Source organism: Pedobacter sp. MR22-3 (assembly GCF_026240075.1).
Taxonomy (GTDB): domain Bacteria; phylum Bacteroidota; class Bacteroidia; order Sphingobacteriales; family Sphingobacteriaceae; genus Pedobacter.
Map to the genome: position 1 here is coordinate 74676 of NZ_JAPIVF010000010.1, position 19990 is coordinate 94665.

Consider the following 19990-nt stretch of genomic DNA (forward strand, 5'->3'; position numbering starts at 1 on the left):
AATCTTTTTATCGAAGCCTACCAACTGTGAACGAAAAACGATCAACAATCTTACACCGATCTGTTCTCTTCAACACCCAACTTCACTGTCAAAACATCATCTGTTTTTTTCGGTTCTCTGATGAAGACATAACAAATCACTGCAGCTAAAATCATCAGGCCACCACCCAATTGAACCGCCAAAAGGCGATCATTATTTAATACGTTTCGCATTAACCAGCCGAAACCCAGCGAAGCGATAATCTCTGGTAACACGATAAAGAAGTTAAAAATGCCCATGTAGATCCCGATTTTATCTTTTGGTAAAGAACCACTCAGCATGGCATAAGGCATGGAAAGAATACTGGCCCAGGCAATGCCAACACCCGTCATACATAGATACAGCATGTTTTTGTCATGTACCCAAGCTACACTGATCAGTCCGCTGGCACCACAGATTAGACAAATGGCATGGGTTGTTTTTCTTCCTAAAGCATCAGCAATTTTGGGCAACACCAATGCAAAAAGAAACGTAATGACACTATAATAAGCCAAAGTCAAACTCCCAAAATCGGCGCCTTGTGCATAAACCGGATCGGCAGCATCTTTGCCACCAAATACATTTACCGCAACCGCGGTAGTGTAATAAAACCACATCAGGAATAACCCCGGCCAGGTGAAAAACTGCACCAATGAAACAATCTGCATGCGCTTCGGCATATTTTTCAATGCACTGAAAATTTCATTTACACCGTTCCTGAAACCTCTGCTTTCTTTTTCCGGAAGTTCGTTTTCTTGTGGCGGATACTCTTTCGTGGTAAAGACCGTCCACAATACGGCTGCGAAAAAGAAAAAAGCACCGATGTAAAACGAAAACTTCACATTTTCAGGAATGATTCCCTTTGCAGCTGTGTTTTGCAAATGAAAGACGTTGTTCATTAACCAGGGTAACGCTGAAGCCACACTTCCACCCAAACCGATCATCATGCTTTGCATAATAAAACCACGGTTCACCTGACTATCAGGCAATTTATCGGTAACAAAAGCACGGAAAGGCTCCATCGCTATGTTTCCGAAAACATCTAAAACCCAAAGCAAACCTGCTGCCATCCACAGCACGCTGCTGTGTGGCATCACGATCAGTGCCAGACTACTCACAATTGCCCCGATCATAAAATAGGGTCTTCTTCTCCCCCATTTCGGGTGCCAGGTTCTATCGCTCAGGTAACCAATAATCGGTTGAACCAACAACCCGGTTAATGGTGCGGCTAGAAACAATAAGGGAACCTGATCTGGATTGGCCCCCAGATTTTCATAAATACGCCCCATGTTGGCACGTTGTAAATCCCAGCCAAATTGGATTCCGAAAAATCCAACACTCATGTTAATGATTTGAACCAGTGTTAATTTCGGGTTCTCGAAAACTGTTTTTAAGCTCATTATTTTTCGTTATTTTACCACAGAGGGCACAGCGTTTTTCACGGAGGACACAAAGTTTCTATTTGCTAACTGTTCATTTCCTCTGTAAGCTCATTGTTATTTGGTTCTGTTTTTTACCACATAGCACACCGATTTTTTACACAAAAGACGTTGACATTTTAAAACTTCTCTGCTTGCTCTGTGCTTTTTCTTTGTGTACTCTGTGGTTAATACTTTTTAAAATTCAATCACCTGCGCGGATACCGGCCCAAGTTTAACAGGAATACTTGTTCCTGCCGGAATATTCAGCCTGCTGTTTGTTAATAAATCAGTAACCGGCGAAGAATTTTTCACTTTCAGAATTTGATCCGGGATTTCAATAGTTGCTTCTAAAGTCTGGTCCCTGTCGAAGTTCGCAACCACTAATAAACGTTGCTTGCCCGAATAGCGAATAAAAGCATACATGCGGTTATTCATGTTTCCGTTTTGTGGAACATCATAAATTTCACCATGTAAAACGGCATCACTGGTTGTGGTTACTTTTAATAACTGCTGATAATAAGTCCTTAACGCCTGCTGATCTCCATTTAAACCGTATCCGTCGAATAAGCCGCCGTTCATCCATTGCTGATGATAGGGTACGCCCCAATAATCAAAAATCGTGGTGCGGTTATCATCGCCACCAAAACCTTCTGCACCTTTACCGGGCTCGCCTACTTCTTGTCCGAAGTATAACATTACGGGGCCTTGGCCCAAGGTTGCCGAAACCACCATTGCAGGTAAAGCCAGTTCGGCCTTCCCTGCAAATCCTGCAGAAGCAATTCTTTCCTCATCATGGTTTTCTAAAAAGCGCAACATGTGTTTGCCAAAACCAGCACTTTCTGCCTGCCATACGTGACGAATATCCTTAACATCTGCAATTGGTTCGTTTTTGATCAATCGCTTTAAGCCATCGTATAATCCAACTTTATCGTATAAATAATCGAATTTACCCTCGTCCAGGTATTGCTTGTATACTTGCGGATTGTAAGCTTCGCCAAGAAAAATCAGATCCGGATTTATTTTTTTTACCTGTGGAATTACCCAGTTCCAGAAGGCAATCGGCACCATTTCGGCCATATCGCATCGGAAACCATCCACCCCTTTATGAGTCCAGAAGATTAAAATATCTTTCATTTTTAACCACACTGGCGGAATAGGATCAAAATACTGTTTCTCTCCATGCTGATAGTCTACCCCATAATTGAGTTTAATGGTTTCATACCAGTCATCATATTTAGGCACCGCTGAAAACACATTGTTTCCGGTGGCTTTAGCCGGATTTTCCTCAAACTTTCCATCCTGCAGCGCAGAAAGAGGCGTTTTTTCTCCGTTGGTGGGTACCACGAACGGCTGACCCGGAACATAGTAAAAATCATTTTTCGGACTGAAACTTTTGCTCGGATCATCCTGCGCACCAAAATCAATCACATTTTTTGGCCTGGCGTATGAATGATAACTTCTGGCGACATGGTTAGGAACGAAATCGATAATGGCTTTTAGATTTTTTGCATGTGTTCTTTTGATCAAAGCTTCGAACTCCTGCATCCGGTTTTTAACATCAACGGCTAAATCAGGATTCACGTCGTAATAATCGCGGATGGCATAGGGCGAACCTGCCCGGCCTTTTACCACATCGGCATCATCAACCTTAATCCCATAGGCAGCATAATCGGTTAAACTGGCGTGGGCGATGGCTCCGGTGTACCAAATGTAGTTTACATGAAGTTCCTTAATTCCGTCTAAAGCCTTATCAGTAATGTCGTTAAACTTACCGGAACCATTTTGTTCAATGGTTCCGTAAGGGATATTTTTAGTGTTTTTATTTCCAAATAACCGAGGCAATAACTGATAGATCACGATTTGTCGATCGTTCATTTTTTTACTCCTTTTTTGTGCAAATGATGATGAAGAGAGCAGCATTAAGATCAAGATAAGCATATGATGACTTACTTTGCGTAATCGAAAAGGTGACAAACATGGTGCCGAAAGGCCTTTCTGATTTGCAAAAGTTAGCTTTTTTAACCCTCTACCTTCAACCTTTAGACCCTCATCCTTACTCATACTAATTCAGTGTTTTTAACTTCGATTTCAGTGTTACCCGCTAACTTATACAACTGGTTTTTGATATTAATTTCAAGTTCTACATCATTATTGTTTTTAATGGTGATGCCGTTTTCTGCGATCCTTATTTTAAGCGTTGCACCTCTGAAACCAATCGTAAACGAGAACGATTTCCATTGTGTTGGCAAAAACGGATTAAATTGTAGTTTTCCATTTCGAACCCGCATTCCGGCGAAACCTTCTACCACACTCATCCAGGTTCCGGCCATTGAAGTGATGTGTAAACCATCTTCTGTATCGTTGTTGTAATCATCTAAATCTAACCGGGCAGTACGCAGATAAAATTCGTAAGCACGTGCTTCGTCGTTTAGTTTCGCGGCCAAAATACTGTGTACGCAAGGCGACAAGGAACTTTCGTGAACGGTACGTGGCTCATAGAAATCGAAGTTTCTTCTGATGGTTTCGAGATCATAATCTTCTTCAAAGAAATAGATACCTTGTAATACATCCGCTTGCTTAATGAACGGTGAGCGCAAAATCCTATCCCAACTCCATTTCTGGTTGATTGGTCTATCGCTCGCCGGCAGATCTTTTACCAATGTTTGCTCCTTATCCAGATAACCATCCTGCTGTAAGAAAATTCCTTTTTCCTGATCTTCCGGATAGTACATCTTTTCGATAATATCTGCCCAATCGGTAAATTCCTCATCTCTGAAATTTACGCTTTCCAGCAAATTCGCATATTTTTGTGGCTGCTGCGTTTTCACAATTTCTGCAGCTTCGGTGGCATATTTCATGCACCAGGTAGCGAGTAAATTGGTGTACCAGTTATTGTTTACGTTGTTTTCGTACTCATTCGGACCTGTAACCCCGAGCATTACGTATTGCTGTTTTTCGCTGCTCCAGTTTACACGTTGTTTCCAGAAACGGGCAATGCCAATGAGTACTTCCAAGCCGAAGTCAGAAAGATAACTTTCATCGCCAGTATAGCGGATGTAGTTATAGATAGCGAAGGCAATCGCACCATTGCGGTGAATTTCCTCGAAGGTTATTTCCCATTCGTTATGGCATTCCTCGCCATTCATGGTCACCATGGGATATAACGCTGCGCCATCCTTAAAGCCTAATTTTGCAGCATTTTCGATCGCCTTACCTAATTGTTTATGGCGATAAACCAATAAGTTTTTGCTTACTTCCTGCGGAGCGGTAGCCAGATAAAATGGTACGCAATAAGCTTCAGTATCCCAATAAGTAGAGCCGCCGTATTTTTCGCCGGTAAAACCTTTCGGACCGATATTCAGGCGATCATCTTTACCTGTATAAGTTTGAAACAACTGGAAAATATTGAACCTGATGGCTTGCTGTGCAGATACATCTCCTTCAATAATGATATCGCTCTCTTCCCATTTGGTTGCCCATGCCGCTTTTTGTTCTGACAATAAAGTATCAAAACCTTTAGCCGTTGCTTTCGCAATTACTCCCTTTGTTTCTTTTAAAAGCGATTCTTTTGGATAGTTTTCGGAAGATAAATTAGCCGCGATTTTGATCAGTGTAACCTCTTCGTTTGCCTTTATATCCAGCGTTACAGTTTGTCCGACGAATTTTTCCCGGCGAACTTCCTCCAACTGAACATCAAGCTGTTCCCCATTTTTGTAGAGTTCGATGTTACTTCCTGTGCAAACTTCAAAAGCTGTTTTTTTCGTTCTCAGTTTGAGGTAAGCTTCTGTTCCTGAAAATTCATCCGCAACAAGATCCCAGAATTTTTCATCATAATTGCTATCCTGATTTTTAACATCACCATCAATAAAAGGCATTAAGGTTAATTTCCCATCAAAATCTATTGGCGTAATGGAATAACGAATGGCGCCAACTTCATCATCTGCGATACTGCAAAAACGAGTCGCTTTCACTTTTACAATTTTGCCATCTTTTAGTTTGGCCGTAAAGTTACGCTCCAAAACCCCGGCATGCATATCCAACACCCGCTTGAATTCGCTTACTTCGGCAGTTGCCAAATCTAAAACTTCATCATCCAGCTTGACTTCAATTCCTACCCAGTTTGCAGCATTTAAAACTTTAGCAAAATATTCCGGATAGCCGTTTTTCCACCAGCCTACGCGGGTTTTATCAGGATAATAAACGCCTGCAACATAATTACCTGATAAAGTTTCGCCGGTATAAGTTTCTTCAAAATTAGCCCGCTGACCCATCCGGCCGTTGCCTAAGCTGAAAATACTTTCTGAAATTTTATTTAAATGTGGATCAAAGCCTTCTTCGATAATGTTCCACTCATCTGCTTTAATGTAATTTTTCATAATTGAGTATTGAGTAGCGGGATTGGAGATTGGAGACAATGCCCTTCACCTTAAACCCTACACCTTAAACCTATAAATTCTCTAAATCTTTAACTGTTAATTTGTCTAATCCGCTAACGACTACATCCGCATCGGTGAGTACGCTTTTTTCGCCGATACCAATGGCTCTCATGCCACCTCTTTTCGCTGCTTCCACACCAGCCACAGCATCTTCAAAAACGACACATTCATCAGGTTTGAAACCTAAAAGTTCTGCACCTTTCAAAAATACTTCCGGATCTGGCTTTGATTTAGTAACCATATTGCCATCTACAATTTCATCAAAGAAATGCGCAAGATTGGTTTTCTCTAAAATAATCCCTGAGTTTTTGCTCGCCGAACCCAAAGCCAGTTTATAACCAGCCTGGTGAATTTCAGTCAAAAAATCTACCGTTCCGGGCAAAACCTCTGCAGGTGTCATTTTTGTAATCATTTCTACATACCAGCTATTTTTCAAAGTGGCGAGTTCTTCTTTTTCAGCATCCGTTTTTTCTACGCCGCCCCAGGCCAAAATTTTATTCAAACTTTCTACCCTGCTTACGCCTTTCAACTGTTCGTTTTGCGCTTCGGTAAAATCAAAACCCATGGTATTGGCGAGTCGTTTCCAAGCCTGGTAATGGTAAACAGCGGTATCAACTAAAACGCCATCAAGATCAAAAAGGCAGGCTTTTATTTGGGTTTTGGGTTCGGGATTGGGGGTTTGGAGTTCTTCTTGCATTATTGGTTGTTATATCGTACAGCGTAGTAAGTATCTATTATCAAGGCAGGTGTGCTTACCTGGTTTTTCGCTTTGATCTTTGATCTTTCCGCCTTAGTATTTATTCTTTGCGTTCTACTTAATTCAACTCCAAAACCAGCGTTGTCCTTGCTGGCACTTTAATTTCGTTGAATGAAATGGTTTCGTTGGTAATGATATTTTTCGCTGAGGTAGTTCCGAGGGTTCTTTCTGTGAAACGATCCGTTTTCAGTGTCTTTTCTTTTTCGGCATTATTTACAACGACCATCACTGTTCCTTTAACGCTTTCATTGTAGCGGAAGTACACATAAATATCATCTTCCGGTACAAACTGCATCAATTTTCCACTTTGTAAAGGAACACTGTTTTTTCGGTAATTTGCTAATGTCCGCACAAAATTAAATGCCTCATTTTCTTTGCTTGTTCTACCTTTGGCGATGAACTTATCTTTTTTGTCACCATCCCATCCACCAGGGAAGTCGGCACGCACTAAACCATCAGGGTTAGAGAAATTTTTCATTAAAATTTCAGTTCCGTAATACATTTGCGGAATGCCACGCATGGTGAGCAATAAGGCCATACCCATTTTATACTTTTCGAAATCTTCATTCACTACAGAATAAAAACGGCTCATGTCGTGGTTATCTAATGCGATGCAATTTTGAGTAGGATCTTTATATAAAAAATCATGTGCGATCACGTCGTACAAACGATTCACGCCATCAGTCCAGCCATTTTTTCCGTTTAGTGCTTCATAAATCCCTTCTTTTACAGCCATATCGGTAATTCCCGGAAGGTGTGTATTAAAGCCGCGATTTACAGTGTTTCCTTCTGTAAAATAGGCCTGATTCGGCACGCCACTGACAAAGGTTTCTGCGAAGATAGAAAGGTTTGGAAACTCAGCTTTTATCTTCAATGCCCAATCTGCCATATAAGCCGGATCGTTGTAAGGATAAGTATCTAAACGTAAACCATCAATGCCTGCATATTCAATCCACCAGATGTGGTTTTGCGTCAGGTAATTTTGCACATAAGGGTTTTGCTGATCCAGATCTGGCATAGACGGCACAAACCAGCCATCCAGCATTTTCTTGCGATCGGCTTGTGAGGCATGTATATCCATAACCGCCTGATCGCGGTAACTGGTTTGTGTATATTTTGGCCACTGATGCACCCAGCTTTTCATCGGTAAATCTTTAAAAAACCAATGCCCCGTGCCAATGTGATTGTGCACAATATCTTTAATCACTTTCATGCCTTTTGCATGAGCAGTTTCTACATATTTCTTAAAAAGTTCGTTGCTGCCATAACGCGGATCAATTTTATAGTGATCGGTTACTGCATAACCATGATAGGAAGCTTTTTCCATATCATTTTCGATTTCCGGCGTCATCCAAACGGTGGTGATGCCTAAATCTTTCAGGTAATCGAGGTGATTCATTACCCCCTGAATATCGCCTCCGTGACGGAAATACATACTATCACGGTTTAATGCAGTTTCGGCTAAGCCTTTCACTACATCGTTACTTTTATCGCCGTTCGAAAAACGATCCGGCATCAATAAGTAAATAAAATCTTTTTGAGTTACGCCCTGAATTCTGGTTGCGCTTTTATCGCGGTTCTTTAATTCGTAAGTGTAATTTAATATCTTTTTTCCGTTTACAGTGAAGTGAATTGGAAATTTTCCCGCCCTGGTAGTTGGCGCGATGGTTAAATCTAAAAACAGGTAATTTGGGTTTTCTACTTTATTAACTTTTACCAGTTTTACACCCGGGTAAGTTAATGAAACAGTACTTAATGCGATGTTTTCGCCATGTACAATCAACTGCAATTCAGGATTGTGCATACCTGTAAACCAGAACATCGGCTCGATCCGTTCTAATTTCTGGGCGAATAAATGACTTGCCGAAAGTGAAATCAGCAAAGTCAGCAGCATTATTTTTTTTCCTGCAAATTGCAGAAAGTTTGTTTGAGCACTGGATAATAAAGGAAAGAGCGAAAAGTTTTTGGATCTGAACATGCTGAAACATTAAAGGATAAAAGCCCTGCAGAACATGCGTTCGGCAGGGCGAAATAAAGATTAATTACTTTTTAACCATGGTGTAGCTACCGCCTGTTACCACATCGCCTGCTTTCGTAAGCGTTAAAGTAATGGTATAAATGCCAGGGGTTTCCACCTTAATGTTGCCACCCCCCAAAGCAAGCGTGGTACCGCCACCTAAATTAATCGCCCAGTCGTGACCGAAACGAAATTTAAATTCTCCTGCAACCAGCGTTGTTTGCAATGTGTAAACCATTGCTTTTCCATCGTTAATTACTTTCAAATCGGTATCAGTAACCCAGCCACCTGGAGTTGCATCACCAATAATAGACCATTCTTTTGGTGTAGTGATGGTGTAGGTTGATTTATTTAAGTCGACCGTAACTTGTTTTACTACCGCATCCGGCGAATTAATATCGCCACCAGAAGTACTGATGGTACCCGTACCGGCATCACCGTAAGAAAGATCCCATTTTTTTGCAGGTGTAATTTTGAAAGCAAGTTTACCTGGCGTAAAGGCAATCATTCCGGTATAAATGCCATTGCTTGACAGCGAAACCAAACTATCTGCAGTAGCGGGATCCCAGTTTTGGTAAGCTCCAGGAGCATAAATCCAGGCAGAAGCTAAATAAGGTGTTGCACTTAAAGTAACTACATTCGAATAGCTGATGTCGTTTACGGCTGCGCCGGATTTTAACCTTACTTCAACCTGTGCAGGTGTACCTACCTTGCCACCCAAAGCTAAAATCATGTTATTTACCTGGGTAACCGTTGGTGCATAAGTACCCCTTGTAACCACTATTTCACTTGGCGTACTAAAGTTTTTCCCTTTTAAATCGAACTGCAAAGTAGAGGTTACCGGCACAACATAACCTGTTGCGGTAGATATAGGAAAGTTCAAGGTTAGTGCGGTTTGCGTACCATTGGATTGCACTAAATTTAAATTAGTTGCCGAAGCCGCTAATGTACCTGCAGGTGCAATATTGGAAACGGTTTGCGTTTCATCTTTTTTGCAGGACCAAAGCGATAGGGTGATTAAGCCCAACGCTAAGGATTTAAATATTGTTGATTTCATCTCTTATTAAAAATTAAGATTAATAACCTGTGTTTTGAACCAGATTCGGGTTGGCAATTAAATCTGCTGTTGGAATGGCAAAGATGTTGCGGTAAGCCGGGATTGATGCTCCGGCTTTTACGCCACCTTTGTATGGCCACAAATAAGCAGCACCTGCAAACCTTCCGAAACGGACTAGATCTGTACGGCGGTGACCTTCCCAGTATAATTCACGTCCGCGCTCATCTAAATAGAAATCTGTAGTTAATGCCGCAGCACTCACATGACCAGATGCATTTCCATAAGCCCTGGTGCGTAAGGCATTAACATAAGTTAAAGCAAGGCTTGCACTTCCGCCGGAACCACCACGCGCAACAGCTTCTCCATAAATTAAATACTGTTCAGCCAGGCGGAATAAAGCAAAATCAAGCGAGCTGAATACGCCATTTAGCGAAGTTGGAGTGGTATTGGCAGATGTTCTATTGGTGAATTTTGTAACACGTAACCCATCAGTGAAAGTACCAACATCATCAATTGTATTTTTAGTACCGAAGAAAACACCACGTTTATCTAACGTTCCGTTTGCATCAGGAAACAGAGCCGGTAAATTCTGACGGGTCCTGTTTCCACCCCATCCACCATTCGGAACACCGAAACTCGCCGGATTCATATCTGCATTAATGGCCGCATTAATTAAGAAAGTAGTTCCTCCGTAATTTGTTCCTTTTACGCCATCATAGTTAATGGTTAAGATGTTTTCTGTATTGTTTCTATCGTTATCTGATTTGAAAAGATCCAGGTAATTGTTTTTCAATTGATAACTGGCTGCAATTACTTTACTGGAATAGGTAATGGCTTCAGTATATTTCGCGGTACCGGTATAAACCTGTGCATTTAAATATAACCTCGCCAATAAAGCCCAGTCTGCACCTTTATCGGCACGGCCATAATCATTTGCACGCGGCTCAGCTAAATCGCCTTCAATTGCTTTTAATTCAGATTCCACATAGTTAAATAACGCTGCTCTTTGAATTTGTTTTGGTGCAACTTTACCAATGTTATCATCTTCAGTTACGAAAGGTGGATTACCAAAAGCATCTAACAATACCCAATATTGAAAAGCGCGTAAAAAACGAGCTTCAGCACGGTAGCGGGTAATGGCGGTGGCATCTGCACCAGCAATGTTGCGACTTGCCAATTTCTCTGGTGTGCTTTCTCTTAAAAACTCATTACAGAAAGTAATCTGCAGTAAACTTCTCGAGTATAAACCTCTTAAAAACTGGTTATCATTGCTTGGCGTGCCGAAGTTTAATTCTGGAATACCCACATCGCCCCAGGCACAAATGGCTTCATCCGTTGTCAGCTCCTGCGAAGTCCAGAATAACCTGAAGAAATCTGCAAAACCTGCATTTAATCCGCCAACATCACTGTTGTCTGAACCTGATGGACTGGTTAGTGCGTAAGTTGCATATAGCTTCACCAGGCTATTTTTATATCCGGCCGGAGTGGCATAAACATTCTCGGCAGTTACATCATTGGTTGGCGTTAAGTTTAAGTCCTCTTTTTTACAAGAATTTAAACCTAAAAGCAAGAACCCTGATGCCAATATGATTTTAAATGAATTTTTCATTTTTATATTTTCTTTGATATTAGAAACCAACATTTAAACCCAAAGTGTAAGTTCTCGGTCTTGGGTATAAGTTAAAATCAATCCCCGATGATAATTCCGGATCTAAGCCTTTGTAATCAGATACGATAAATACATTCTGTACGTTCGCTGAAATTCGCATACTGGTGTTACTGTTTTTAGATAATTTACCTACGTTGTATGACAAACCAACGTTATCCATTTTTAAGAATGATGCATTTTTGATAAAATAATCACTTAAATACTGCGTACCCGAACTCCCGGAGAAATTGGTATTATATAAATCTACCCCGGCATTGTTCAGAATTCCCTGTGTACTTAAGATGTTATTTCTGATTCCGAAGTTGGATGAAATGTTATCGTATACATAGTTTCCAATGCTCGCCCGAAGCACGGTTGTAGCCGTCCATTTTTTGTAAGTGAATGACGTATTGAAACCAAAGGTGAAGTTTGGATCTGGTGATTTATAGAAATACTGATCATTCGTGTTGATTACACCATCGCCATTTAAATCTTCATAAATACCTTCTAGAGGCACGCCATTGGCATTGTAAACTTGCTTATAAACGAAGAATGCACTTGGAATCTGGTTCACCGCATTCCATTTTAAGGTATTTCCTGTACCACCGGTTATGTCACCTGCGCCAACTTTAGATCCCGGATCAGGATTTAACGTTAAGTTGGTTATCTTCCTTTTGTTGTAAGCCGCATTCACACCAAATTCCCAGGTTACCTCATCTTGTTGGATGGCTACAAAATTCAAGCTGGCTTCAGCACCCTTTACTTCCATATTCCCCACGTTGGTGGTTAATAAGTTACTGAAGTTGGTCCCTACCGGGATGTTAATCGTACTCAATAAATCTTTTGTTTTTTTGTAATACACATCCAGGCTACCATACAATCTTCCTTTTAAGAAACCATAATCCAAACCAGCATTATAAGTAGTTGTGGTTTCCCATTTCATATCCGGATCATAACCAGCAGGACTGTAATAATTGTAAAAAGAGTTGCCCACCTGATACTGACCTTGGTTGGTATTGGCATAGTATCTGGAGATGTAATTGTAGTTACCAATGGTTGATCCGTCTTTATTACCTGTTTCGCCATAGCTTAATCTTAATTTCAGATCAGATACCACTTTGCTGTCTTTTAAGAAATTTTCGCCAATAATTCTCCAGGTAAAACCAGCTGAAGGAAAATATCCCCAACGATTCTGCTCTGAGAATCTTGATGAAGCATCTGCACGCATCGTTCCGGAAAGGATATATTTATCAGCAAGAGTGTATACAAATCTTCCATAATAAGAAAGTAACTTTTGTCTCTCTACAGCATTAGGGAATACAGGAGTAGTTAAAATCTCCCCTGTTCCTCTGTACGTATTGAAATAAAAATCAGTAGTGGAGTTATCATAGTAACCATAACCAGCGGTTACATCAAACCTACTTTTAATGCTTTCTACTGTTTTGGCATAGTTTAAATAGAACTCTGAGAATTTATCAGAACCATTGTTTAACCTTCTTTCGTAGTAACCATTTGTTGAGGCGCGTTGCGCTGCATAAACAGGAATTGATTTTGAACCGTAACCTTTAGCGATATCGTAACCTAAATTTAAGTTCGCGTGCAATTCCGGCAGGAAGTGAAAAGAGTAATCAAACCTGGCATTACCAAAGCTTCTTTCTGCATTACCTACGTTATTTTGCTGCCTGATTAAAGCAACAGGGTTACGTGGTGCATTTGGATTTGGCACGCCTGCAGCCCCCGTTCCTGAAATCCACTCGAAATAGCCACCAAATTTATTATCAGCATAAACAGGTTGAGTGGGATCGAACTGGATGGCATTCTGAATTGCGGCATCATCAGGATATTGAGAATTACTCAGGGTTCCTTTTAAACTTAAATCAATTTTTAAGTGGTCCTTAAATAAACGTGGCGATAAGGTTAAACCACCAGTTGCTCTTTTCAACTTGGCGGTAATCAATACTCCATCCTGATCTAAATAACCAGCAGATACGCGGTAAGGAACGCCTTTAAATGATCCGGCAATGCTTAACGTATTATCTGTTGAAAATGCGTTTTGATAAATTTCATCCTGCCAATCAGTATTGGCGGTACCTAAAAGTGCTCGCTGTGCAGCTGTTCCATTTGCGTTTACATAGGCACGAACCTCATCAGCAGAGAAAACATCAACCTTTTTCGCTACTGTGGCGATGGAATTATTGGTACTGAAATTAATCACCGGTGCACCTGAAGCACCTTTTTTAGTGGTAATTAAAATTACCCCATTTGATGCCCTGGAACCATAAATTGCCGTTGCATTTGCATCTTTCAATACGGTAAAGGTTTCAATATCGTTCGGGTTAATTAAAGAAAGCGGACTTGGTGCATTACCAATACTGTTTCCGCTGAAAGGAACACCATCCACAACAATTAACGGATCGTTGCTGGCATTTAGAGATGCACCACCACGAATACGGATTTGTCCTCCTGCACCTGGCGCACCACCACCTGAAATGATGTTTACACCGGCAACTTTACCCTGAATCAATTGTTCAGGAGTGGTAATGGTACCTTTTTGAAAGTCTTTCGAACTTACGGTAGTAATGGAACCGGTTAAGTTTTTCTTTTCTGCCGTACCGTAGCCAATTACCACAACTTCATTTAATTTTTGTGCATCAGGCACCAGCTGAAAGTTTAGCGTAGTGTTGCCATTAAGGCTTACCGCTTTATCGAGTGTTTGATAGCCGATAAAACTGGCAGATAAGGTTACCGAACCGTTCGGTAAACCAGCAATTTTGAAATTTCCTTCACCATCAGTGGATGTACTTCTGGTTGTACCTTTTACAACCACAGAAGCACCAGGTAATGGCAGGCCGGTTTCATCAAGCACCTTTCCGGAGATTGATCCGGTTTGTGCTTTTACGATTAATGCTGAAAAAACTAACAGCACCAAAAGCCCCTGTTTTAACAGGTAAAATACTTTCATATTCGAAGCTCGTTTAAGTATAAAAATTTGGTTAAATATTATAGTGAATTACACACAGGCCTAATTTACAGCACATAATTACATTTCAAAATTTATTTAAAAAATATATTTACAGCGAAAAACAGACCTGTAAAAAACTGATAAAAATTTAATTTTACTTTAAATTTTAGATTTCAAAAAAAAGCCGAATAAAAAATAAAATATTGACAATCAATTATTTAAAAAAACATAAAAGTTGTTTAGCGTGTATTTTTTACACTAAGCCATTTTTCAACCATTTTTCGGGAACGTTCCCGAAAAAATCAATATCAAATCTGCTGCGTTTTCGGGAACGTTCCCGAAATTTGAACAGAATTCTGCTTATTTTACACTAAGTGAAGATTTTTTTTTGAGATTTTCAGGGATTAAAAACCTGCTTATTTCAGGCGTTTTTTTTGCTGATTTGAGGTAGAATTACGGATGATGATTTCTGACTCCAGAACCACCTCATTCATGAAATTTTTATCTTGCTGACAATCTAAAATTTTGAATAATAATTTAGCTGCCTCATCTCCAATTTTAGCCGCTGGTTGCGTAATGGTGGTGAGTGATGGATTTAAGAGCGGGGCAATTTCCAGACTGGAAAAACTAATTACTTTCAAATCATCAGGAATGTCAATGCCTAAATCATAACAAGCATAATAAGTAGCAAAAGCCAGACGTTCCACAGATGTAAAAACACCATCTGGCTTTAAATCCATTAAGGCATTCTTAATGATAATGCTATTTTCATCATAACTGTTACTGCAATCCACAATTAACTGTTCTTCAAAACCAACCTGATGCTTGGTCAAAGCATCTAAATATCCCTGCATCCGCGTTTTACCGATGGATAAACTTTTATTCACCACCAGATAAGCAATGCGCCTGCAACCTTGCATGATTAAATGTTCAGTGGCTAAAAAACTACTGTTATAATCGTTCGTAATCACTCTGGGCGTTACAATATCTTCATAAATCCTGTCGAAAAAAACCAACGGCAGGCGTTTCGTACCGAACTCATTCAGGTAATTATGGTCGTTGGCCTCCCCCGAAACTGACATGATAATGCCATCAGCCCGGCCATTATGCAAATGCCGAATAAAGGTTACCTCTTTATGATAGTCATCATCGGTCACATAAATTAGGATATGATAACCATTCGCCCTGGCCACCCGCTCAATACCATGTATAGCCTGTGAAAAATAATTGTTGGCCAATTCAGGTACAATTACCGCAATGGTTTTGCTTTTTTGTTCTCTTAAATTGCTGGCGTAATGGTTAGGCTGATAGTTTAATTCTTTCGCTTTGGTTAAAATCCGCTCTTTGGTGGCACCATTAATATCGCTGTTATCTCTAAAAGCACGCGAAATTGTAGAAGTTGATAGATTTAATGCTTCTGCTAATTTCTTAATATTAATATGATCCATTTTAACTTTGAAAGATAGACTGGTTAAATTTTGATGTAAATATAAGTGATAAAATCACTTTTTAATTTTATAATACAATACAACTGTTCTGACTCCTTTTCTAAATTATCATTTAGATGCTAAGTTATTCATCATGTGCGCCATATTTCTCTTTTTTAACAGCATGAAGTTGAAACAAATATGGTCTAAAAACCATCAGGAAGTGAAATTTAAAATAATATATTTTTTTTAAAACAAAAACAAGATTTATCCATTAATACTAATAGAGAATTTATGATATTTGCTTTTCACCTATAAATACTAACAAATAAGACAAAATCTACGCCAAATGGAAATTAAGAAAATACTCATCGCTGATGATGATGAAGGGATAGTAGATGCGATAACGATGATATTGGAAGTGATGGGTTATGATGTTGAGTTTACTTACGATGGTGGAGCAGTTATTGATGCAGTGAAAAATAAACCTGATTTAATTATGCTCGATATCTGGATGAGTGGACATGACGGACGTGATATCTGTAAGTTGTTAAAAAATGACCCTAAATACAAAGAAATTCCGGTTTTGATGATTTCAGCAAGCCGTGATATCAGGCAATCTGCCATGGATGCGGGCGCGAACGACTTTATGGAAAAACCTTTCGAAATGGATTCCTTATTAGATAAAGTGCAGGAACTTTTAAATTAACCCGTTAACGATAACCAATTTCCTATTGCCAATAGCTTAGATTGTTTACATCTCTAATATCTGATTTTCCAGTCATTATCATTGGCCATTACTGATCCTTTAGCCATTCCGGATTACATTATCCCGGTTGATTTTATGTAAAGAAAAATACGGGACACTCCAGATCATGATATTTTTTTCGAAATTTAATATCAGTTTTTCACAAAAAGTGATTCTTCATTCCGAACGTATACTACCCATCAATGTCCGATCAGCCTGAAAGTATTATAAGAAAGATTATCCACATTGATATGGATGCTTTTTATGCATCGGTAGAACAACGTGATTTTCCTGAGTATAGGGGGAAACCTCTTGTAGTGGGCGGCAAGCCCGATAGTCGCGGGGTAGTTGCCACAGCCAGTTACGAAGCCCGGCAATATGGCATTCGTTCCGCAATGTCTTGCAGTAAAGCTTATCAGCTTTGTCCAACAGCTATATTTGTGTATCCCAGGTTTGATGCCTATACCGCGGTGTCAAAAGCCATCAGGGAAATATTCAGCCGCTATACTGATGTGATAGAGCCACTTTCGCTGGATGAGGCCTATCTGGATGTTACGGAAGATAAACTTGGCATAGGATCAGCCATCAATATTGCCAAATCGATTAAAGATGCCATCAAAAATGAATTGAACCTTACCGCATCTGCAGGTGTTTCCATCAATAAATTTGTGGCTAAGGTGGCTTCAGATATGAACAAGCCAGATGGATTAACTTTTATTGGCCCATCAAAAATCAAGGCTTTTATGGAAAAACTTCCTGTTGAAAAGTTCTTTGGTGTAGGCAAAGTTACTGCTGCAAAAATGAAGGCCATGCAAATTAACACTGGTGCTGATTTAAAAAACTTAACCGAATCACAACTCATTGCACAGTTTGGAAAATCAGGCAAATTCTATTACAAAATTGTACGCGGACTGGATCACCGGCCTGTTCAGTCTCAACGCGAAACAAAATCCGTTGGCGCAGAAGACACCTTGTCAGAAGATACCAATGACCTGGCCGTAATGCACGATTTATTAAAGCAAATCAGCGAAACGGTAGCCACCAGGTTAGAGAAGCATCAGTTAAAAGGAAAAACCATTACCCTAAAAATTAAATTTGAAGATTTTAAACAGATTACCAGAAGCCGTTCGTTTTCAACACCATTCAATCAGGCTTCGCAGATGTTTCAGGAAGCCGTAAAACTTTTAGAGGAAGCGCAATTGGGAACCATGAAAGTTCGATTGCTGGGCATTACGCTTTCTCGTTTTTATGATGAAATCCCAATCGAAAATATCGAAAATAACCAGCTGGAATTTGATTTCTGATAGATGTGAGTGTATCAGAATTAATTTATATTGGTAACTCAGGCATATAAAAATAATGGAGCACGTTATATATTCCTTAAACCTGCTGGTCATTTTATGGTTAATGTGTTTTTAACCACTCCAGTCTGCGCTGATCTGGCAAATGTTTCACCTTAAAGTTTTCAAATTTTGCTTCAAAACCATTACCATCCGGACTAGCAGCCATTAAGCCCACCATTACAGGTGTATTATCCTGCAAAGGAGCATTTCTTGTCATGATGTAATTTTGATCATCCAAAGAATAAAAAATCTCTACGGCATCAAGTCGGCGCACCACTTTAACCCAGATAAATGGCGGCACCTTTTCCAACGGAAGCACACTCCAATCACTTTTATCATGAGTAACTACTGTACTGATGTTAAATTTCCCATCCACAAACTCCACCCCCGTTTTAATATAGTTCTGATGATCTATCCGGATCATTAAACCCATCTGATCGAATCGGGCTTTATAGGCTCCGGTAAGTTTTACCTTTGCTTCAAACTCTCCCCCATATGTTGCATAATAAAATGGTGCATCATCAACCGTAAAGCCATAATGAGAAATACGCCAGTAATCACTATTTGGTGTAACCTGCATTTTTAAGGTATTATTCTTAATTTCCCATTTATCCGGCTCATTAAACCACTGCATTTTTTCTAAATTCTGCGCCTTCAATTCGTTTAGTCCGCATAAAATACCTATTGTCAAAAGAATTCTTTTCATTTAATATTATCGATTAATTTATAGTAATGATCAATTATGAGAATACAAGCAATTGAAAACATTTATTTCATCACTTCATCACCATTCAAATGATTAAGTTCGCAAAGTTATTAACGCTTCAGCCAATTTCAATGGTCATAAATAACCATCAATTTTAGTTAAATGCGAAATCTGCTTGATATTAAACTTTTGTCTCAAACTTTTGAAACGATCCAAAATCCTGATCAGAAACTGGATAACGCGAAGGGTATTGCACAGATGTACAGTCAATTTGAAAACTGTATTGCAGTGTTAAGTGATATGAAAGCGCGGAAAAGCTTTCTTTATTATGGCGATATCGCTGGACAGCTTGGGCTATTTAAGCAAGATCATGAAATCAGATCCATTTGGGAAGATCAGTTATTAAATAAAATACATCCTGAAGATTTACAGAAAAAATACCGACTTGAGTTCCAGTTTTTTCAGCACCTGCATACTTTGCCTGCCGAAGAACGCATGGATTATGAGGTCATCACCAAACTTAGAATAAAAAACAGGGATGGCAAATACGTATTGATCAAACATCGTTTGCTGTATATCACCAGTTCGGATGATGGCAGTATCTGGCTGGCACTCTGCCTTTACCAAATGATTTATGACCACCCGGAATTTGAGGTCCCTCAAGGCATTATAATTAACAACAAAAGTGGAAAAATCATTGAGCAGAATGAAGCGCAGTTTAAAGTACTCCTCTCCTCAAGAGAAAAAGAGGTTTTACGGCTAATTAAACGTGGACTGAGGAGCAAAGAGATTGCAGATAAGCTGATGCTGAGTATCAATACTGTGAATCGACACAGACAAAATATATTTCAAAAACTAAACGCAAGTAACGCGATGGAAGCCTGCAGAATGGCCGAAACCATGGGCCTGGTAACTTAATTGGTTGACATTTAATTCTAGATGATTCAGATGTGATCAGCTGACTATAGGCTATCATTTATTATGTTTGGAAAAGATTTAATAAGGGTAAAAAATGTATACCGGCAAAAAATCAAATCAATCTTAATCAAGATTTTGTTTTCCTTAAAATATTTTTTCTGCACTTAAAAGCAGTCATTTTCATAAGGCTTAAGACATTCCCTTAAGTGATATTGCACTCCAAATAAGAGTATAAAAAACATAAATCACTGTAACAGAGCGTTTAATTTACTTTTGCTCATTATTCATGATTTGATAGTGAAACAAAATATAGCTCTCCCTGTTAATATCGAAAATTAACAATATGAACAGAAATATTACAAAACTATCAATGATGGTTGCATTATTGGGATTATCATCACAATTATTTGCACAAGAATCAACACCAACTACCTCTGGTAGATTTGGTAAACAACCTTTAAGAACCTGGAGTGTAGGTGCTCAGGGAGGTATATTCAGCCAGAATACTTTTTTAGGTGGTGGAAGTGTTACC

General features: G+C 39.5%; 13 protein-coding genes and 1 pseudogene. 4 read left to right on the forward strand and 10 right to left on the reverse strand.

The window, feature by feature from the left end:
* Positions 1-50 precede the first annotated feature (50 nt).
* The 9 genes from OQ267_RS21710 to OQ267_RS21750 form a co-directional block, all read right to left on the reverse strand.
* Entirely contained in the window at positions 51-1418 is a 1368-nt protein-coding gene (locus tag OQ267_RS21710) for an MFS transporter (protein ID WP_265838065.1), read from the reverse strand.
* 216 nt (positions 1419-1634) lie between these two features.
* On the reverse strand, positions 1635-3314 hold the full coding sequence (locus OQ267_RS21715; RefSeq protein ID WP_265838067.1) for an alpha-amylase family glycosyl hydrolase: 1680 nt from the start codon (positions 3312-3314) through the stop codon (positions 1635-1637).
* Positions 3315-3496: 182 nt separating this feature from the next.
* Complete coding sequence (locus tag OQ267_RS21720) at positions 3497-5815, reverse strand: glycoside hydrolase family 65 protein (RefSeq protein ID WP_265838068.1); 2319 nt, start codon at positions 5813-5815, stop codon at positions 3497-3499.
* Between the two features lie 70 nt (positions 5816-5885).
* On the reverse strand, positions 5886-6572 hold the full coding sequence (gene pgmB / locus OQ267_RS21725; RefSeq protein ID WP_265838070.1) for a beta-phosphoglucomutase: 687 nt from the start codon (positions 6570-6572) through the stop codon (positions 5886-5888).
* A 118-nt stretch (positions 6573-6690) separates the two neighbouring features.
* Positions 6691-8610, reverse strand: a complete 1920-nt coding sequence (locus tag OQ267_RS21730; RefSeq protein ID WP_265838072.1) for a glycoside hydrolase family 13 protein — start codon at positions 8608-8610, stop codon at positions 6691-6693.
* A gap of 64 nt (positions 8611-8674) precedes the next feature.
* Positions 8675-9706, reverse strand: coding sequence for a SusE domain-containing protein (locus OQ267_RS21735; RefSeq protein WP_088299405.1), 1032 nt, complete (start codon positions 9704-9706; stop codon positions 8675-8677).
* A gap of 19 nt (positions 9707-9725) precedes the next feature.
* On the reverse strand, positions 9726-11315 hold the full coding sequence (locus OQ267_RS21740) for a RagB/SusD family nutrient uptake outer membrane protein (protein ID WP_088299912.1): 1590 nt from the start codon (positions 11313-11315) through the stop codon (positions 9726-9728).
* Between the two features lie 19 nt (positions 11316-11334).
* Complete coding sequence (locus OQ267_RS21745; protein ID WP_265838073.1) at positions 11335-14316, reverse strand: SusC/RagA family TonB-linked outer membrane protein; 2982 nt, start codon at positions 14314-14316, stop codon at positions 11335-11337.
* Positions 14317-14732: 416 nt separating this feature from the next.
* Complete coding sequence (locus tag OQ267_RS21750) at positions 14733-15764, reverse strand: LacI family DNA-binding transcriptional regulator (RefSeq protein ID WP_265838074.1); 1032 nt, start codon at positions 15762-15764, stop codon at positions 14733-14735.
* 328 nt (positions 15765-16092) lie between these two features.
* Between OQ267_RS21750 and OQ267_RS21755 the strand changes: the two genes are divergently transcribed.
* Together OQ267_RS21755 and dinB are read left to right on the forward strand one after the other, a co-directional pair.
* Positions 16093-16452, forward strand: coding sequence for a response regulator (locus OQ267_RS21755; protein WP_088299408.1), 360 nt, complete (start codon positions 16093-16095; stop codon positions 16450-16452).
* Positions 16453-16694: 242 nt separating this feature from the next.
* The gene (dinB, locus tag OQ267_RS21760; RefSeq protein WP_265838075.1) at positions 16695-17795 is read left to right on the forward strand and encodes a DNA polymerase IV; all 1101 of its coding nucleotides are present in this window, start codon (positions 16695-16697) and stop codon (positions 17793-17795) included.
* Positions 17796-17895: 100 nt separating this feature from the next.
* Here dinB and OQ267_RS21765 read toward each other — a convergent pair whose 3' ends face one another.
* Positions 17896-18540 (reverse strand): DUF1349 domain-containing protein, encoded by a 645-nt coding sequence (locus tag OQ267_RS21765; protein WP_088299410.1) that lies wholly within the window; start codon positions 18538-18540, stop codon positions 17896-17898.
* Between the two features lie 162 nt (positions 18541-18702).
* Here OQ267_RS21765 and OQ267_RS21770 point away from each other — a divergent pair, with 162 nt between their 5' ends.
* Together OQ267_RS21770 and OQ267_RS21775 are read left to right on the forward strand one after the other, a co-directional pair.
* Entirely contained in the window at positions 18703-19458 is a 756-nt protein-coding gene (locus OQ267_RS21770) for a response regulator transcription factor (RefSeq protein ID WP_265838076.1), read from the forward strand.
* A 343-nt stretch (positions 19459-19801) separates the two neighbouring features.
* Positions 19802-19990 (forward strand): annotated as a pseudogene (locus OQ267_RS21775) (OmpA family protein); the annotation flags it as partial.